Raw genomic sequence first — 16453 nt, 5'->3', positions numbered from 1 at the left:
GCTCAGTCCCGCAGCATCTCCGCGACCAGGAACGCCAGCTCAAGACTCTGCTGGGTGTTCAGCCGCGGATCGCACGCCGTCTCGTAGCGGCCTGCCAGGTCACTGTCCGAAATGTCCTGTGCACCACCGAGACACTCGGTGACATCCTCACCGGTGATCTCGACGTGGATACCGCCGGGATGGGTGCCCAGCGCGTGGTGCACCTCGAAGAAGCCCTGCACCTCGTCGACGATGCGGTCGAAGTGCCGGGTCTTGTAGCCGGTGGATGACTCATGGGTATTGCCGTGCATCGGGTCGCACTGCCAGATCACGGTATGACCGGTGGCCTGGACCTTTTCGATGATCGGCGGCAGCAGATCGCGAACCTTGCTGTTGCCCAACCGGGTAACGATGGTCAGCCGGCCAGGGACATTGTGCGGGTCGAGCCGCTCGACGTATTCCACGGCCAGTTCCGGGGTCATCGTCGGGCCGATCTTCACCCCGATCGGGTTCGAGATCACCTCGGCGAACGCGATGTGCGCGCCCTCGAGCTGGCGGGTGCGCTCGCCGATCCACACGTAATGCGCGGACAGGTCGTAGAGCTTTTTCTCGCCCGCCTCGTTCTCGTGCATCCGCAGCATGGCCCGCTCGTAGTCGAGCACCAACGCCTCATGGCTGGCGTAGATCTCGGCGGTCTGCAGATTGGGATCGGTGACGCCGCAGGCGTTCATGAAACGCAGCCCGCGGTCGATCTCCCCGGCCAGCGCCTCGTACCGGGCACCCGCTGGGGAGTTGCGGACGAACTCACGGTTCCATTCGTGCACCTTGTCCAGGGAAGCCAATCCACCGGAGGTCAGCGCGCGCACCAGGTTCATCGCGGCGCTGGCGTTGGCGTAGGCGCGCACCAGCCGCGATGAGTCGTGCTCGCGGACGGCGGCATCGGGTGCGAAACCGTTGATCATGTCGCCGCGGTAGGACCGCAGTCCGAGCGCGTCGATATCCGATGACCGCGGCTTGGCGTACTGACCGGCGATCCGGGCCAGCTTGATCACCGGCATGGAAGAGCCGTAGGTCAGCACGACCGCCATCTGCAGCAGCGTCCGAATATTGGCCCGGATATGCGGCTCGGTGTTATCGGCAAAGGTCTCGGCGCAGTCGCCGCCCTGCAGCAGGAACGCCTCGCCACGCGCCACCTGGGCGAGCAGCCCTTGGAGGCGCTCGATCTCAGTCGGCACGGTGACCGGCGGGACGCTTTCGAGGACCGTGCGCATTGCCTTCGCCTGATCGGCATCCCAGCTGGGTTGCTGAGCAGCCGGCTTCGCGAGCGCGGTGTCCAGGCGTTGCCGCAGGTCATCGGGCAGCGGCGGCAGTGACGGCAGCTGTTCGATGGGTACGTCGACGGTCCAGTTCACCCGTCTATGGTAGCCGGGTGAAATAGGTGCTCTGACCAGGCGGATCTGCAGCTAGACGATCAATCACGCCTGCTCCCAGCTCTGGTATCCGCCCTCCAGCTCCCGCATGATCTCGTAGCGGCGCAGGTTGTGCTGCGCGTCGACCAGCGCGTCATGGGAATCCCGCGGCCGCGGTGGCATCCGCGGGCAGCCGCGGTCCTCCCAGAACTGCCGCAGCTCGCGGGTGAATCGCGGAATCTGCGGCGGCAGGCTGGTCATCGGACCCCACAGCTGACACAGCACCACATGGTCGTAGGCGGCCACCCACGCCCACAACTCGATCGGCTCATCACCGTCGATGCCGAAGAACTCCTCGAGGTCCTCCCTGATCCGGCGTCGATCGCGCCACAGCTGCGACGACGGCGGCGGCAGTTTTGGCAGCACGTTGGTGCGCACCCAGCTGCCGGCCCGCTCGATCGGGAATTCGGTTGAAACCGCGTAGTATTCGCGGCCGTCCTCCGCCGCGACGCCGATCGAGATGAGCTCGATCGTGCGCCCGTTGTCGATGAACTCGGTGTCATAGAAATAGCGCACGGCTCAATACCCTATCCAGCGTTCTGTACTGCGGGTTCGGGTGCCGGGATGACGGCCGACGGCGGCGGGGCGGCCGCGTGGATCTCTTTGTCGAGTTCGGCTTCGACCGCGTCATCGTCGGGGAACCTCGGCATGCCGGCGATCGCCCCCTGCAGCCACAGATTCGCCTGCACGAACGGGCGCCGCAAATACCGTTCCCGCTCCAGAGCGCGGTGCATCTTCTTGGGTCTGGTGGTGTAGCGCCAGCGCGCCCACGGCGCATGCGGGCGAGACAGTCGGATGGCACCGATGATGAGTAGCGGGGTGATGAACATGCCGACCATGCCGGTCCACACCTTGCCCTTGAGCAGCACGATCACCGCCATCCCCAAGGTGCAGACCGCCGCCCCGATCACCAACGTGCGCGACAGGACGGAAGCGTCGTCGCGCCAGATGGTGATATCGAAGAACGACAGCGGGTTGAACCCGAGGATCAGCAGACCGGCCACCGCGACCGCGGCGAAAACCGCGTCGACCGAGGTTCGGCCGTCCTCTGACCAGTAGACGTCCTGCAGATGCAGGATCAACGCGAACTCGTCGAGGACCAGAGCGGCGCCGATTCCGAAAATGATTGCGGCCGCCGTGAATTCGGGTACTCCCCCGTCCACGGCGAGGGTCACCATGGTCAACCCAGAGATCATGACCAGGATCACACCGATGACCATGTGGTGGATATGGGTAGTGCCGTGGCCCATGTTGCGTGGTTGCCACCATTTCTTGGGGCCATCGTTGTCGGCCTGCGCCCGGATGTACCGCACGATCGTCCGGGTCACGAAGAAGGTCAGGAGAAACGCGATCAAGCACCACACCAACGGCACTCGGCCCGGCGGGATCGCCAATTCGAAATGGAGGTCGGGGTTCCAGTCGTCCTGCACGCGCAAAACATACGCCCACCTGGGCAGAGAATTCTCGCTAGTGGGATACCCCGTTCCCCATGGCCACCCAGTTAGGCTGTTCGGGTCATGAGTAATCGGCGGTGGCCCGGCGCGGGCAGTTGGGTCGGTCGCAACTGGCGGCGGATCGCCTGGCGCGCGTTCCAGGTGGCATCGGTGCTGCTCTTTGGCTACGCCGCCTGGGGAGTGCTCGGGCACCTCCCGTACCGCATCGATATCGAGGTCTACCGGATGGGCGGGCAGGCCTGGCTTGATAGCCGTCCGCTGTACGCCGGCGATGCCACGTTCTCCACCGCCATCGGCCTTGACCTGCCGTTCACCTATCCGCCGCTGTCGGCGATCGCCTTCGCACCCTTCGCCTGGATGCCCTTCGAGGCCGCCAGCGTCGCCATCACCGCCACGACGCTGGTTCTGCTGCTCGTCTCGACGGTGCTGGTGCTGACTCGACTCGACGTGTGGGCCACGTCCGAGTCCTGGGCGCGCGTCACCACCGAGCCGGCCTGGCTGCGCAGGTCGTGGCTGGCAATGGCAGTCGTGGCCGCGGCGATGATCTATCTGGAACCGATCCGGGCCAACTTCGATTTCGGCCAGATCAACGTGGTGGTGATGACGCTGGTGATCGCCGATTGCGTACCGCGCCGGACCCCCTGGCCCCGCGGAGTCCTGGTGGGCGTGGCGATCGCGCTGAAGCTGACCCCCGCGGTGTTCCTGCTGTACTTCCTGCTGCGGCGCGACGGCCGGGCCGCCGTCACCGCGCTGGTGTCCTTCATCGTCGCGACACTGCTCGGTGCACTGCTGGCGTGGCGGGACTCGTGGGAGTACTGGACGGCCACCATCTCTCATACCGACCGGATCGGCAGCGCCGCGCTGAACACCAACCAGAACATCGCCGCCGCCCTGGCCCGCCTCGAACTCGGTGAGACCGCCCAGTTCGCGCTGTGGACCACCGCGTGTTTCGCCGCCCTGGGACTGACGGTGTGGGCGGTTCGACGGGTGCTGCGCTCATCGCGGCCAGATTCCGGCGAAGCGGCGCCACTGGCGTTGGTCTGTATCGCGTTATTCGGCCTGGTGGTATCGCCGGTTTCCTGGTCGCATCACTGGGTCTGGGTGTTGCCGACGTTGATCGTCATCGCGGTGCTGGCCTACCGTCGCCATAGTGTGGCGCTGGCCGTGTTGGGGCTGGTGGGTGTGGCCCTGATGGTGTGGACGCCGATCGACCTGCTGCCCAAACACCACGAGGCCACGGCCTCGTGGTGGCGGCAGTTGGCCGGCGGATCGTATGTGTGGTGGGCGCTGGCCGTCATCGCAGTGGCCGGGCTGACCGCCACCGCGCGCGGAGTCAGCCCGCAGCCGACTCGGGAATCCGAGCGGCTGGCGGCGGCACAGCGGACGTCGAAGTAGCGGCCGGATCCTCTTTGAGGGTGGCGGCGTACAGGTCGACGTACTCCTGCCCGGAGAGCTGCATCAGCTCGTAGACGACCTCATCGATGACGGCACGTTCGATGAACCGGTTACCGGCCAAGCCCTCGAACCGGGTGAAATCCATCGGCTTACCGAACCGGACCGTCACCTGTCCGAACCGCCACATCTTGCTCCCGGGCGGGTTGACGACGTTGGTGCCGATCATCGCGACCGGGATCACGGGCACCCCGGATTCCAGCGCGAGCCGGGCCAGCCCCGTCTTGCCCTTGTACAACCGGCCGTCTGGCGAGCGGGTGCCTTCCGGGTACATGCCGAGCAGTTTGCCCTGGCCCAGGATGCGTTCCGCCGTGGTCAGCGCGCTCTGTGCGGAGTCGGCGTCGGTGCGGTCGATGGGTACCTGACCGGCCACGGTGTAGAACCAGCGCTGGAACCAACCCTTGAGTCCCGTGCCGGTGAAGTACTCGGCCTTGGCCAGGAAGGTGATGCGGCGACGCACGACCAGCGGCAGGTAGAAACTGTCCGCGACAGCCAGGTGGTTACTGGCCAGGATGGCCGCACCGCCTGACGGAACGTGCTCCAGTCCTTCGACTTTCGGCCGCCCGAGCAGGGTCAACAGTGGTCCCATAAAGATGTACTTAAAAAGCCAATACCACATGGACCCTCCCACTTCAGGGCGCACCAGCCAGTGCTCTGCGCCAACTTTACCCACCGGGTGTGGATGGGACCACAGCTGCGGTTACTCCTCGTCGGTGACGGTGACGGTGATCGGCTGGTACCGGCTCGTCGCAGTCGTCGGGCCCGCTGCGTCCGCCGACTCCGGGGGCTCCGGTGTGGGGTTGGGCGGGTCCGTGGGGGAATCGTCGACCATCATGCGGATGACGGTCAGCAACGCGACGCTGTGCTCGCCGATGATGGTGAGCAGCGGGTGTTCCTCCCCCGTCACCACCGCCGCCAACGCACAGACGGGGCACCAAACCTGTTGGCATTTGCCTGGCTCACCCCCTGACCGCGCCGCGGCCATCGCGGCCGCGCCGCGTATTGCCGGGTCGATCCGGTCCAGGATGGCCTGCGCCAACTGTCGCAGCTCTGGACCCAGGTCGCCGTGGGTGCTGGAGCCACTCACGCGGGCCACACCTCCGGATTCGGTCGAAAACGTACGGTTAGTTCGGCGCCCTTGAGCTGCGCGTCGAGCACGATGCACCGGCGCAGAACGGACGCCAGGCGAACTCGACGCCGCATCCCTCCCACACCGATGATCAGGTCATCGTCGACGCGACCCAGAGTCAGTGAGCCAGCATCGACCTGGGGCAACTGTAGCTGCATCCGATAGACCGATCCCAGCCCCGACCCGGACTCCAGATCGACGACCGGCCGCAACGGCCCCGGTGGCGGCGACCCGTCCCTGCGGATGACGTGGTCGAGCAGCTGATGCAGCGCCTTTGCGCCGATCGGTTCGCAGGCCAGGTGCGGAGCCAGCACGAGTTCGACGTCCCCGATGGTCGAGGCCAGTTCGTCGAGTACGGTGCGCTGTTCGGCGATGCGTTCTGCGTACCAGTCGAAGGCCGGGTGATCGGGCAGGTTGCGATATTCGTAAGAATCGTCTTGTACGAGAACCTGATTGACGATGAGCTGATTGACACTCACACCCATCAGCGCCAACGCACCCAACGTGCGGACCGCCTCGGCGGCTACCACCCGCTCGGCGGTCAGCACCAGATGCGCACTGACCGCGGTGCCGTCGGTCAACAAGGTGGACAGTTGCTCGACCCCGGCGGTGATGCGCTCGATAAGGTCGACGATGGCCAGGGAAGGCCCGTCGGCGCCGGTGCTGAGCCGACGGTGCCGCGGCCAGGCCCGCTCCAGATACAGACCGAAGGTCGAGGGCAGGGTCAGCATGCGCAGGGCATCTGCGGTGGATGCGCAGTCCACCACGATGTGGTCCCAGCGCCCCGACGCGGCCAGCTCACCCACCTCGTGCAGGCCCAGCACTTCCTGAATCCCCGGAACTGCCGAAAGTTCCTCTGGCGCAACACTACCCAGCTCTGACTGCGGGAACCGTTCACCCAGCGGCTGGGCGATTTCGCGCCACCGCGTCTCCAGAAGTTCCAGGGTGTCCAGGGCGAGAGCATCAAGGAAGCCGCCGGTGTTGAGCGCGTCAGCGCCGGCGTTGACATCGGTGAGCACCCGCACCGGCGACCGCTGCCCGGTCGGCGGCACCGCCATCCCGAACACATCACCCAGGGAATGGGCCTGGTCGGTGGAGACAGCCAGCACCCGCTGCCCCGCCGAAGCGTCGCGCACCGCGGTGGCCGCAGCCAGCGTCGACTTACCGACCCCGCCCTTGCCGACAAACAGGCTGATCCGGGCCCGGCCAGCAGTGCCGGCCTCGCTGGACTCCGTCAGCCCTCGACTCGTTTCTTCAGATCTTTCAGCGCGGTATCTGTCAACCGACGCTCGGCCTTGCGCTTGAGCAGCCCGATCATCGGGATCATCAGGTCGACCGCGAGCTCATAGGTGACATCGGTACCAGATCCCTTGGGCGCCAACCGATATGCCCCGTCCAGCGCCTTGAGCAGAGAACTCGACACCAGGGACCACTGCACTGAGGTGCGGTCGTTCGGCCACTGGTAGGCCAGCACCATCGTGTCCTTGAGCACGGCCGCGTCCAGCACCAGCCTGGCGGTCTTCGGCAGACCGGTGGCGTCGGCCTCCAGGACCTCGGTCTCCTTGTACTCCTTGACCCACTCGGGGTAGGACCCAATATCGGCGATGACGTCCATCACCGTTTTCGGGTCCGCATCGATGAAGATGGTCTGCGCGGTTTTGTCTGCCACCTGATCGTTGTCCTACCTATTCCGAGCCTATTCCGAGCCGTATTCGCGGAGCCGGCAAAAGTTCATCGCCCTCCGGTGAAACGCTACCCTGCCCGAAACTTCACCACCGGTGTATCAGGGCTGTGGTGCCACACCGACGGGGCGCGACCGTTCGAGTTCGGTCTTGATCTCGAAGGCCATCCGCTTGCCGGCCACCCTGCGGCTATGGGTCATCTTGACCAGATTCATCTTGGCCAATTCCCAGGCCGCGGCACCGGAGGGCTCAGCGTGCAGGAAATAGTGCAGGATGACGCCGTCGAGCATCGGCTCCAGCCAAATCTCCATGGTGCCCGTCAGCGCGCCGGTGACCGTCCACCGGATGCCCGCCTCGCCGCGTTGCTCGACGACATGCAGTCGCAGATCTGGCCACCACCGACGCCAGCGGGCTTCCTGCGAGATAGCCGCCCCCACCGTTGCGCCATCCACCGCGACGAATGTCTCGTCGGCCACCTGGATGCTGTTCATCGCCATAGCTTCACATATCGGCCTCCCCCGTCGACAGCCATGCCGGAACAGTGAAGCCGCTCACATACCGCCCGTTGTGCCGACTAGGCTGGCTACACGGCCACCTGTGGCCAGCACCTGCGGCCAGCCACCAGTAGCGGCCCGCCACCTGTGGAGAGGTCTGACAATTGCGTGAGTTGAGTGTTCCCGCATCGTTTCCGGTGGAAGAGAATGACACCGTCGTTGCCGCCGTGTTCGACCATGAGCGCGACGATCCCGATTTCGTGATCTACCAGCGCCTGGTCGACGGCGCGTGGACCGATGTCACCGCTGCCCAGGCGGCAGCTCAAATTCGTTCTGCGGCATTGGGTTTGATCTCCCAGGGCGTGGCGCCCGGGGACCGCGTGGCCATCCTCAGCGCTACCAGGTACGAGTGGGCGATCCTCGATTTCGCCATCCTGTCCGTCGGCGCCTTGACGGTGCCGATCTATGAGACCAGCTCGGCCGAACAGGTCCGCTGGGTCCTGGCGGACTCCGGGGCGGTGCTGCTGTTCGCTGAAACCGACGCGCACGCCACCCTGGTCGCCGAGCTGATCGGCGAGCTGCCCGAGCTGCGCCGCGTATTCCATATCGACGGTTCGGGACCCAAGGCGCTCGACCAGCTCGCCGAAGAGGGTGCATCGGCGGATCCGCAGGAGTACGCCACCCGGGTCGCGGCCCTGCGCTCGGCTGACCCGGCCACGCTGATCTACACCTCCGGTACCACCGGCCGCCCCAAGGGCTGCGAGCTCACGCACTCGAATCTGATCTATGAGACACGCGGCGCGAAGGCGTCCTGCCCGACGCTGCTGCAGAAGGGCGAACGCCTGCTGGTGTTCTTACCGCTGGCGCATGTGCTGGCCAGGGCGATCACGATCGCAGCCTTCCAGAACAAAGTCACCGTCGGGTTCACCAGCGACATCAAGAATCTGGTGCCGATGTTCTCGGTGTTCAAGCCGACGCTGGTGGTGTCGGTACCGCGAGTCTTCGAAAAGGTCTACAACACCGCCGAACAGAATGCGGCCAACGACGGTAAAGGCAAGATCTTTGCGATCGCAGCGAAGGCGGCCATCGAGTGGAGCGAGGCGCAAGACACCGGCGGGCCGTCTCTGCTGCTGCGCGCCAAGCACGCCGTGTTCGACAGGTTGGTCTACACCAAGCTGCGCGCCGCCCTCGGTGGCAACTGCCGCGCCTCGATCTCGGGCGGTGCACCGCTGGGCGCCCGACTGTGCCACTTCTACCGCGGCGTCGGGCTCAATATCTACGAGGGCTACGGCCTGACCGAGACCAGTGCGGCCATCACCGTCAACCGGGTGGGCGATATGAAGGTCGGCAGCGTCGGAAAGCTGTTGCCCGGCAACAGTATGCGCATCGCCGAGGACGGCGAGCTGCTGGTCCAGGGCGGCGTGGTGTTCGCCGGATACTGGCATAACGAGCAGGCCACCAATGAGGCCATCGAAGACGGCTGGTTCCACACCGGCGACCTGGGCGCGGTCGACGAGGACGGTTTCCTCAAGATCGTGGGCCGCAAGAAGGAACTCATCGTGACCGCGGGCGGCAAGAACGTCGCGCCCGCAGTACTCGAAGACCAGCTGCGGTCGCACCCGTTGATCAGCCAGGCCATGGTCGTCGGCGATAACCAGCCGTTCATCGGCGCGCTGATCACCATCGATCCCGAAGCGTTCGAGGGCTGGAAACAGCGCAACGGTAAAAGTGCCGGCGCCAGTGTTGGTGACCTGGCCAAGGATCCGGACCTCAACGCCGAGGTGGACGTCGCGGTCAAGGCGGCCAACCAGATCGTCTCGCACGCCGAGTCGATCCGGAAGTTCCGCATCCTGCCGGTCGATTTCACCGAGGACACCGGCGAACTCACCCCGACGATGAAGGTCAAGCGCAAGGTCGTCGCCGAGAAGTTCGCCGACGATATCGACGCCATTTACTCCAAGGACTAGCCCAGCGTCACGACGAGCGCCGAGGAACGAGGGGCGCAGGAGTGGCGCAATTCAACCCAGCAAGCCGGACAATCGAGCGGCCATATCGTCCCAGCGCCAGTGCTCGGTGACCCAGTCGCGTCCGCGGGCACCGAGTTGCGCGGCCCGGTCGGGGTCGGCCAGTAGTTCACTGACGGCGTCGGTGATCTGTTCCAGCTTGCGGCCGTTCACGATGCGGCCGGTTTGGCCGTCCAGGACCGTTTCTGGTGCCCCGCCGGAATCACCTGCGACAACAGGCACGCCGCTGGCCGACGCTTCCAGGAAAACGATCCCAAGCCCTTCGACGTCCAGGCCGGCTCCCCTGGTCCGGCACGGCATCGCGAAGACATCGCCCAGTGCGTGATGAGCGGGCAGTTCGGCGGCGGGTACGCCTTCGGTGAACACCACGTCATCGGCCACGCCGTGCTGGAGCGCCAGGGTGCGCAAGGTGCCCAGGTACGGGCCACCCCCGACGATGACCAGCGCAGCGCCCGGTACCCGTCGACGGATCTCGGGTAGCGCCCGGATCAGCATGTCCTGGCCTTTACGCGGGACCAGTCGCGACAGACACACCACGGTCGGCCGCTCGCCGAGGCCGTAGCGGCGCCGCAGTTCGGCCCGCGCGGCCGGATCGGGGTGGAACCGGTCGGTGTCCACCCCCGGCGGCAGATGCTCCAGGGCGGCGTTGCGACCGAACGCCGATGCGAAGCGACCGCGGGTGTAGCGGCTGACAAAGGTGACCGTGTCGGTGCCCTCGCCGATCCGGCGCAGCGCTGAGCGGGCCACCGGCAGCATCGACCAGCCGACTTCATGACCGTGGGTGCTGGCTACCACCCGGGTGGCCCCGGCCTGGCGGGCCCGCGGCGCCAGCAGCGCCAGCGGAGCGGCCGCCCCAAACCACACCGTCTCGATCTCCCGGCTCTTGATCAGTCGGCGCATCCGCGCATCCACCGTCGGCTCGGGCACCATCAGCGTCCCGGGATGCCGGACCACGTCGAACCCGGCCGCCGCGGCTTCAACGTCGTACGCCTCAGCACCCTTCCAGCGCGGCGCATACACCGTCAGCTCGTGGCTGCCCATCGCGGCCAACCTGGTGACGAACTCCTCCAGATACGACTGGATACCGCCGCTGCGGGGTGGAAAGTCGTTGGTGACGAGCAAGACTCGGGTCATCGAGGGTAAGGCTAGCCGCTGAGCCACTGCCGCCAGCGAGCCAGCACCTGTTCTGGCGTGGCATTAAGGGTGTCCTGCAGAGCCGTCGGCACATCGGGGTGGCCGGGGCCGCACGCCCGCTGATACAGCTCACGCAGGGTCGGCGCACCGTAGGAGTCGGCCACGAAGCGGGCGAACAGCCACGCCCGGTCGTAAGCCTGCGACAGTTGCGGGCCATCGGTGGCAAAGTCGGCGTCCGAGGGCAGCGCGGTCGGCAGCTCGCCACCGACTGGCAGGGCGGTGGCAGGGCGGCCGAGGTAATCAGCGACTCCCTCGGTCAGCCAGCGGGGCGCGTCCAGCGCGGTCTGCGCCCGGCTAGCGTAATGAAAAAGCTCATGTCCCAACACAATTCGCAATGCGGGAGCGCTCATCTGACTCGCACCGGGGGCCAGGACGATCCGTTGGCCGATCGCCAGGCCACGGGCCGGGTCCACCTGGTCGGCAACCGCAACCGCGGCGATATCGGCGCCGGCGGCGCTCCCCCGGCCCGCCTGCGCGATGAATTCACTTTCGGAGCCGGTCGCGACGACGAGGATCTCATGCGACCAGTCGGTCCCCCAGAAGGCTTCGACGGCGGTGACAGCGGCACCGATATCGGCACCGACCCGGGTCAGCAACGCGTCGGTGCGCGCGCCGCCGAGACTGATCATGGTGACCGTGCGGTCATCCCCCACCACCAAAGGCGCGGACGGAGCCACCGCCGCTGAGGTGCTGGCAGGCCCTGGTGTTTCTGGGGTGGCCGTCAGCAGACGAACGCCGACAATCAGAGCAACGACGAGCAGCACCACCGCCAGCAGAACCGGCCAGCGGCGGCGACCGCGCGGAGGATCGTCAGTAACGACGTGCGTTGTAGAACGGGCCGGCGCCGTCAAGCGGCACCACCTTGACCGGCTGTCCGAAGGTCGACGCGTGCACCACCATGCCGTCGCCGACATAGATACCGGTGTGTGAGGCGTCGGAGTAGAAGTTGATCACGTCGCCGGGCTGCAGGTCATCACGCGACACCGGCTGTCCACCCGCAGCCAGCGCCTGGCTGGAGTGCGGCAGTGAGATACCGGCCTGCTGGAAGGACCACATCACCAGTCCGGAGCAGTCAAAGGCGCTCGGACCGCCGGCCCCCCACGAGTACGGCGAGCCGACCCGGGTGAGTGCGGCCTGGACCGCGATCGCACCCTCGCCAGTGCCGGGAGCAAGAGCGCCCTCCGGTGGTGCGAGATCACCCGGCGGTACCCCTTCTGGGGCCGGCGGCAGACCTTCGGGTGGCAGAGGGGCATCAGGTGGGAGTGCGTCCGGCGGTAGGCCAGGCAGGGGTCCGCCGGCAAGGACGTCGGGGCCGGGCGGCAGCGCCTCCGGCGGCGGTACCGGTGCCGGTGCGGCGAGCGCGACCCGCTGGGTCGGCGTCAGCGCCATGTACTGCGATTTGACGACGGCGATCTGTAGCTGGAGCTTGCTCTGCTTGGATTGCAGATCAGCGCGCACGGCGGCGGCCTGTTCGGCGGCGGTCTTGGCTTCGGCGGCGGATGCACCCGACGCGGCCTCTGCGGCGGCGGCCTGCGCGCTGACCGTCTTGTAGTTGGCCATCTGCGCTGACATCTCGGTGGCCATCACCCGCTGGACCGCCAGTTTGTCGATCAGACCCTGCGGCGACTCAGCGGTGAGCATGGCGTTGAGCCCATCGGTTCTGCCACCCATGTACATCGCCGCGGCAAACTTATCCACACCCGCTTGAAAGGTTGCCAGCTGCGCACGTGATGTGTCGGCAGCGGCCAGATCGTCGGTATGTTTGCGCTCCGCTGCCGCCTGCGCTTCCAGCTTGTTGCTCAGGTCGAGCTGCGCGCTGTGCATGGCCTCAGTGGTCTGTTCTGCCTGCCGCGACAATTCGTTGAGCTTTGCCAACGCATCGTCGGCGGGATCGGCGTGCACACCCGACGCCAGCAGACTACTGATCAGCATCAGCACGGCTATCAATCCGAAAACGGGTCGTTTAACACCGCGTTTGATCCGGTCTACGCCGTTGGGCCTCAAGATTGCTTGTCCTTAAACTGCCTTCGCCGGGCCGCTGCTGCGTCGCCGTCGAACCGCCTTAGGTCTCAGATAGGTTACGAAACAGCATCGGCGTTGTCCAACAAGAGACGCAAACTTAACAGTTCTCGTGAGCCGTCGCGCGCAACGACCCCAGACTCTCAGGCAACCCCCGGCTTTCGGTCCCGATGAATCGGCACCAACCGCAGCCGCGGCGCCATCCCTGCGTCAGCAAGTATCTCCAATGCCGCTCGCTCGTCTGCCAGCAACGTATCAGGAACACCTAGTAACACGCTGACCACGCACTCGCGACAACCGAGACCGCGTACCGCACAGTCATCACAATCAATGGTGACCGGCTCACCGTTATCGTCCGGACGATCTCTCGGTCCCATCTCGCTGCCTCTTTCGCCGTGTTTCAGTCGATGTCGATTTCCCCTGTTCGCAACGCTAGAGGTGGCCACTGACAAGTTCGTCGGTGTCGGCGTGGCGTCCACCCACTGGGAACTCTTAGAGAAAGTTGGTCCGATTTATCGGAATTCGGCCCGGCCCGGCGCGTCCGATCGCACCTGGCGGGGTTTGTCGGTGCCACTGCTTAACGTCGGCGCCGTGGACGTATCGGGCGGCGCGCAACTGAGCTTCGCCGATGTGGACAGCTCCGATTTTCATGCGACTGCAGATCTGTCGCTGCGTGAGATCACCTTCGTCGTCGTCGACCTGGAGACCACCGGCGGCCGCGCCAGCGCCAAGAACCCGGGCGAGAGCTGTGACGCCATCACCGAGATCGGTGCGGTCAAGGTGCGCGGCGGGGTGGTGCTCGGCGAATTCGGCACCCTGGTTGACCCCGGTCGCGCCATCCCGCCGCAGATTGTGCAGCTGACGGGCATCACCACCGCGATGGTCCGCGACGCCCCGACCATCGCCTCGGTCATGCCGATGTTCCTGGAGTTCGCCCGCGGTGCGGTGCTGGTGGCGCACAACGCGGGCTTCGATATCGGTTTCCTCAAGGCCGCCGCGGCGCAGTGCGATCTGGCCTGGCCGCGGCCGCCGGTGTTGTGCACTGTGCGGCTGGCGCGCCGGGTCCTGACCCGTGAGGAAGCGCCCAGCGTCCGGCTTTCGGAGCTGGCGCGGATCTTCAATGCTTCCTGCACGCCCACCCACCGCGCCCTCGACGACGCCAAGGCCACCGTCGATGTGCTGCATGCCCTGATCGAGCGCGTCGGCAACCAGGGCATCGGCACCTACACCCAACTGCGGTCCTACCTGCCCAACGTGACACCGGTCCAACGCCGTAAGCGGGTGTACGCCGAGGGGCTCCCACAGCAACCGGGGGTCTATCTGTTCCGCGGGCCTTCGAGTGAGGTGCTCTACGTCGGCACCGCCGTCGATCTGCGCCGTCGCGTCGGGCAGTACTTCAATGGTGCCGACCCGCGTGGTCGGATGCGGGAGATGGTGGCACTGGCCATCGGCGTCGACCATGTGGTGTGCGCCCATGCCCTCGAAGCGGGCGTCCGCGAGCTGCGACTGCTGGCCGCGCACGCGCCGCCATACAACCGGCGCTCGAAATTCCCGCACCGATGGTGGTGGGTGGCGTTATCCGATGAGGCCTTCCCCCGCTTCGTCGTCGTGCGGCGCCCGCGCCACGATCGGTGCATCGGCCCATTCCGCGCCCGCGCCGACGCGGCCGAGACGGCCGCGCTGCTGGCCCGCTTCACCGGCCTGCGCACCTGCACCTCCCGCCTGGGCGCTTCCGCGCTGCACGGGCCGTCCTGCCCGCAGCGAGAGGTGTCACCGTGCCCGGCCGGCCGCGACACCACCGCCGCTGAGTACGCCGCCACCGCAGGACGAGCCGCCCAGGTCATCGAGGGCGGCGAGAATCCAGCACTGGCGGCGGCGGTCGCGCAGATCGCGACCCTGGCCGAGCGTGGACACTTCGAGAGCGCGGCCAGGCTGCGGGACCACACGGCCGCGGCCGTCGACGCGCTATGGCGCGGCCAACGCCTGCGTGCGCTGGTCACAGTGTCTGAACTGGTCGCCGCGCAACCGGACGGCCACGGCGGCTGGCATCTCGCGGTAATCCGGCACGGTCAACTGGCCGCCGCAGGGACGGCCCGCAAAGGGGTGCCACCGATGCCGGTGGTGGACGCCATCTGCGCCGGGGCCCAGACCATCCTGGCCGAACCGGCACCACTGGGCGGCGCGCTCGTCGAGGAGACCGGACTGATCGCCCGCTGGCTGGCCACGCCTGGCACCCGGATTGTCCGCACCAGCGACGGGTGGGCGTCGCCGGCGCACTCGGCGGGCCGGTGGGCCAGCTGGTCGGCCGCAGCCCGCTCGGCGCGGATGGCCGCCGAACAACTCACCCCCGAGCGCGGTGCCGGTTACGACGACCTTGTGCACCCCGCCCGGACTCCGATCCCCAATCGGCGGGTCAGAGTTTCAGGGTGAACTGAGCCCACTTGGCCAGCAGCTGTTCGGCTGCGCCTGAATCGATGGCCTGCGCAGCCCGGGCCAGGCCGGACTCCCAGGACGGCAACCATTCCGCATTACTCGTCAGCCCCGCATGGGCCACCATGGCACCCGCGGCGTTGAGGATCACCGCGTCGCGCACCGGCCCCGTCGCACCACCGAATACCGCACGCGCTTCGGCGGCATTGCTTTCGGCATCGCCACCGAGGAGCTCGGAAAGCTGAGCTCTGGCGAATCCGAAGCCGGCCGGGTCGAAGGTCAGGCGGTCGATGGTGCCGGCCTGCACCCGCCAGATCGTCGACGTCGTCGTGGTGGTCAGCTCGTCGAGCCCGTCGTCGCCGTGCACCACCAACACACTGCACCGGCGCGCCGCGAAGACTCCGGCCATCACCTCGGCGAGGTCGCCGAATGCGCAGCCGATCAGCCCGGCCCGCGGCGAGGCGGGGTTCGTCAGTGGCCCAAGCAGGTTGAAGACCGTGGGGACGCCGATCTCGCGACGGGCCACCCCGGCGTGCCGGTACGACGGATGGAACTGGGGTGCAAAACAGAACCCGATACCGATTTCGGCGACGCAGCGCGCCACCTCGTCGGGACCGAGATCGATCCGCACTCCCAGCGCCTCGAGAGTGTCGGCTCCGCCCGACAACGACGACGCCGCCCGGTTGCCGTGTTTGACCACCGGTACGCCGCTGGCGGCCACCACGATGGCGGCCATCGTCGACAGGTTGACCGTGTTGGCACCGTCGCCACCGGTTCCGACGATGTCGACGGTGTCGGTGCCGATCACCTCCGTGGGCACGCGGCGGGCATGCTTGAGCATGGTGTCGGCCAACTCACTGACTTCCGAAGCCGTCGGCCGCTTCATCTTCATCGCGACCCCGAAGGCGGCGATCTGCGCCGGCGTCGCGGCACCGGACATGATCTGGTCCATCGACCACGCCGCCTCACCGGGCGCCAACGGCTGCCGTTCGGTCAGGCGGCCCAGAATCCGCGGCCATGTAGTGGTTGGGGAAGACTCGCTCACCGGCCGATTTTCCCACGTCGCGTGCGGGCCTCCGACGGGGGGAGGCAAGCCGGAGCCAGGTAAGAAACCCGACACTTCTTAC

16 protein-coding genes are annotated in these 16453 nt (G+C 66.8%); 3 read left to right on the top strand and 13 right to left on the bottom strand.

All coding sequences use genetic code 11. The features are described 5' to 3' along the window. Positions 1–2: 2 nt before the first annotated feature. The 3 genes from ADBZ9O_RS15340 to ADBZ9O_RS15330 form a co-directional block, all read right to left on the bottom strand. Entirely contained in the window at positions 3–1391 is a 1389-nt protein-coding gene (locus ADBZ9O_RS15340) for a class II 3-deoxy-7-phosphoheptulonate synthase (protein ID WP_526532650.1), read from the bottom strand. 63 nt (positions 1392–1454) lie between these two features. After that, entirely contained in the window at positions 1455–1964 is a 510-nt protein-coding gene (locus ADBZ9O_RS15335) for a polyadenylate-specific 3'-exoribonuclease AS (RefSeq protein ID WP_526532648.1), read from the bottom strand. A gap of 11 nt (positions 1965–1975) precedes the next feature. After that, a complete protein-coding gene (locus ADBZ9O_RS15330; RefSeq protein ID WP_526532646.1) occupies positions 1976–2878 on the bottom strand; it encodes a hypothetical protein in 903 nt (300 codons plus the stop codon). Positions 2879–2965: 87 nt separating this feature from the next. Between ADBZ9O_RS15330 and ADBZ9O_RS15325 the strand changes: the two genes are divergently transcribed. Next, positions 2966–4297, top strand: a complete 1332-nt coding sequence (locus tag ADBZ9O_RS15325) for a glycosyltransferase 87 family protein (RefSeq protein ID WP_526532644.1) — start codon at positions 2966–2968, stop codon at positions 4295–4297. Here the strand turns inward: ADBZ9O_RS15325 and ADBZ9O_RS15320 are convergent. The 5 genes from ADBZ9O_RS15320 to ADBZ9O_RS15300 all read right to left on the bottom strand — a co-directional run bounded on the left by ADBZ9O_RS15320 (position 4236) and on the right by ADBZ9O_RS15300 (position 7656). Then, positions 4236–4973, bottom strand: a complete 738-nt coding sequence (locus tag ADBZ9O_RS15320) for a lysophospholipid acyltransferase family protein (protein ID WP_526532642.1) — start codon at positions 4971–4973, stop codon at positions 4236–4238. The two genes, ADBZ9O_RS15325 and ADBZ9O_RS15320, sit on opposite strands and share 62 nt — an antisense overlap. Before the next feature lie 81 nt (positions 4974–5054). Beyond that, complete coding sequence (locus tag ADBZ9O_RS15315) at positions 5055–5450, bottom strand: hypothetical protein (protein WP_526532640.1); 396 nt, start codon at positions 5448–5450, stop codon at positions 5055–5057. Continuing rightward, the gene (locus ADBZ9O_RS15310; RefSeq protein WP_526533186.1) at positions 5438–6721 is read right to left on the bottom strand and encodes an ArsA family ATPase; all 1284 of its coding nucleotides are present in this window, start codon (positions 6719–6721) and stop codon (positions 5438–5440) included. The genes ADBZ9O_RS15315 and ADBZ9O_RS15310 overlap by 13 nt, the downstream gene beginning before the upstream one ends. Continuing rightward, entirely contained in the window at positions 6718–7152 is a 435-nt protein-coding gene (locus tag ADBZ9O_RS15305) for an SRPBCC family protein (protein WP_526532638.1), read from the bottom strand. Before ADBZ9O_RS15305 ends, ADBZ9O_RS15310 begins: the two co-directional genes overlap by 4 nt. A 114-nt stretch (positions 7153–7266) precedes the next feature. Beyond that, positions 7267–7656 (bottom strand): polyketide cyclase / dehydrase and lipid transport, encoded by a 390-nt coding sequence (locus ADBZ9O_RS15300; RefSeq protein ID WP_526532636.1) that lies wholly within the window; start codon positions 7654–7656, stop codon positions 7267–7269. Positions 7657–7823: 167 nt separating this feature from the next. Here ADBZ9O_RS15300 and ADBZ9O_RS15295 point away from each other — a divergent pair, with 167 nt between their 5' ends. Beyond that, the gene (locus ADBZ9O_RS15295; RefSeq protein WP_526532634.1) at positions 7824–9626 is read left to right on the top strand and encodes an AMP-dependent synthetase/ligase; all 1803 of its coding nucleotides are present in this window, start codon (positions 7824–7826) and stop codon (positions 9624–9626) included. Positions 9627–9677: 51 nt separating this feature from the next. On the opposite strand, the gene ADBZ9O_RS15290 is transcribed toward ADBZ9O_RS15295, so the two are convergent. From ADBZ9O_RS15290 to ADBZ9O_RS15275, 4 genes are all read right to left on the bottom strand, one after another. Next, a complete protein-coding gene (locus tag ADBZ9O_RS15290) occupies positions 9678–10817 on the bottom strand; it encodes a glycosyltransferase family 4 protein (RefSeq protein ID WP_526532632.1) in 1140 nt (379 codons plus the stop codon). Positions 10818–10828: 11 nt separating this feature from the next. Further along, complete coding sequence (locus tag ADBZ9O_RS15285) at positions 10829–11602, bottom strand: eCIS core domain-containing protein (protein ID WP_526533184.1); 774 nt, start codon at positions 11600–11602, stop codon at positions 10829–10831. A gap of 85 nt (positions 11603–11687) precedes the next feature. After that, positions 11688–12809 carry a peptidoglycan hydrolase RipC gene (gene ripC / locus ADBZ9O_RS15280; protein WP_526532630.1) on the bottom strand — a complete coding sequence of 374 codons (1122 nt, stop codon included), beginning with the start codon at positions 12807–12809 and terminating at the stop codon, positions 11688–11690. A gap of 230 nt (positions 12810–13039) precedes the next feature. Continuing rightward, complete coding sequence (locus ADBZ9O_RS15275) at positions 13040–13273, bottom strand: hypothetical protein (RefSeq protein ID WP_526532628.1); 234 nt, start codon at positions 13271–13273, stop codon at positions 13040–13042. 184 nt (positions 13274–13457) lie between these two features. On the opposite strand from ADBZ9O_RS15275, the gene ADBZ9O_RS15270 reads away from it, so the two are divergent. After that, a complete protein-coding gene (locus tag ADBZ9O_RS15270; RefSeq protein ID WP_526533182.1) occupies positions 13458–15326 on the top strand; it encodes a DEDD exonuclease domain-containing protein in 1869 nt (622 codons plus the stop codon). On the opposite strand, the gene trpD is transcribed toward ADBZ9O_RS15270, so the two are convergent. Then, complete coding sequence (trpD, locus tag ADBZ9O_RS15265; protein ID WP_526532626.1) at positions 15310–16371, bottom strand: anthranilate phosphoribosyltransferase; 1062 nt, start codon at positions 16369–16371, stop codon at positions 15310–15312. The genes ADBZ9O_RS15270 and trpD overlap by 17 nt on opposite strands. Positions 16372–16453 lie beyond the last annotated feature (82 nt).

It is taken from the genome of Mycobacterium sp., assembly GCF_965229105.1.
Taxonomy (GTDB): domain Bacteria; phylum Actinomycetota; class Actinomycetes; order Mycobacteriales; family Mycobacteriaceae; genus Mycobacterium.
The sequence above is the reverse complement of the archived record's forward strand: the minus strand, read 5'-3'. Positions and strand labels throughout refer to the sequence as shown.

Bases quoted from the DNA above. Each gene is read 5' to 3' on its own strand.
- ADBZ9O_RS15325 (WP_526532644.1), top strand. From the start codon at position 2,966: ATGAGTAATCGGCGGTGGCCCGGCGCGGGCAGTTGGGTCGGTCGCAAC.
- ADBZ9O_RS15320 (WP_526532642.1), bottom strand. From the start codon at position 4,973: ATGTGGTATTGGCTTTTTAAGTACATCTTTATGGGACCACTGTTGACC.
- ADBZ9O_RS15300 (WP_526532636.1), bottom strand. From the start codon at position 7,656: ATGAACAGCATCCAGGTGGCCGACGAGACATTCGTCGCGGTGGATGGC.
- ADBZ9O_RS15290 (WP_526532632.1), bottom strand. From the start codon at position 10,817: ATGACCCGAGTCTTGCTCGTCACCAACGACTTTCCACCCCGCAGCGGC.
- ripC (WP_526532630.1), bottom strand. From the start codon at position 12,809: ATGCTGATCAGTAGTCTGCTGGCGTCGGGTGTGCACGCCGATCCCGCC.
- ADBZ9O_RS15275 (WP_526532628.1), bottom strand. From the start codon at position 13,273: ATGGGACCGAGAGATCGTCCGGACGATAACGGTGAGCCGGTCACCATT.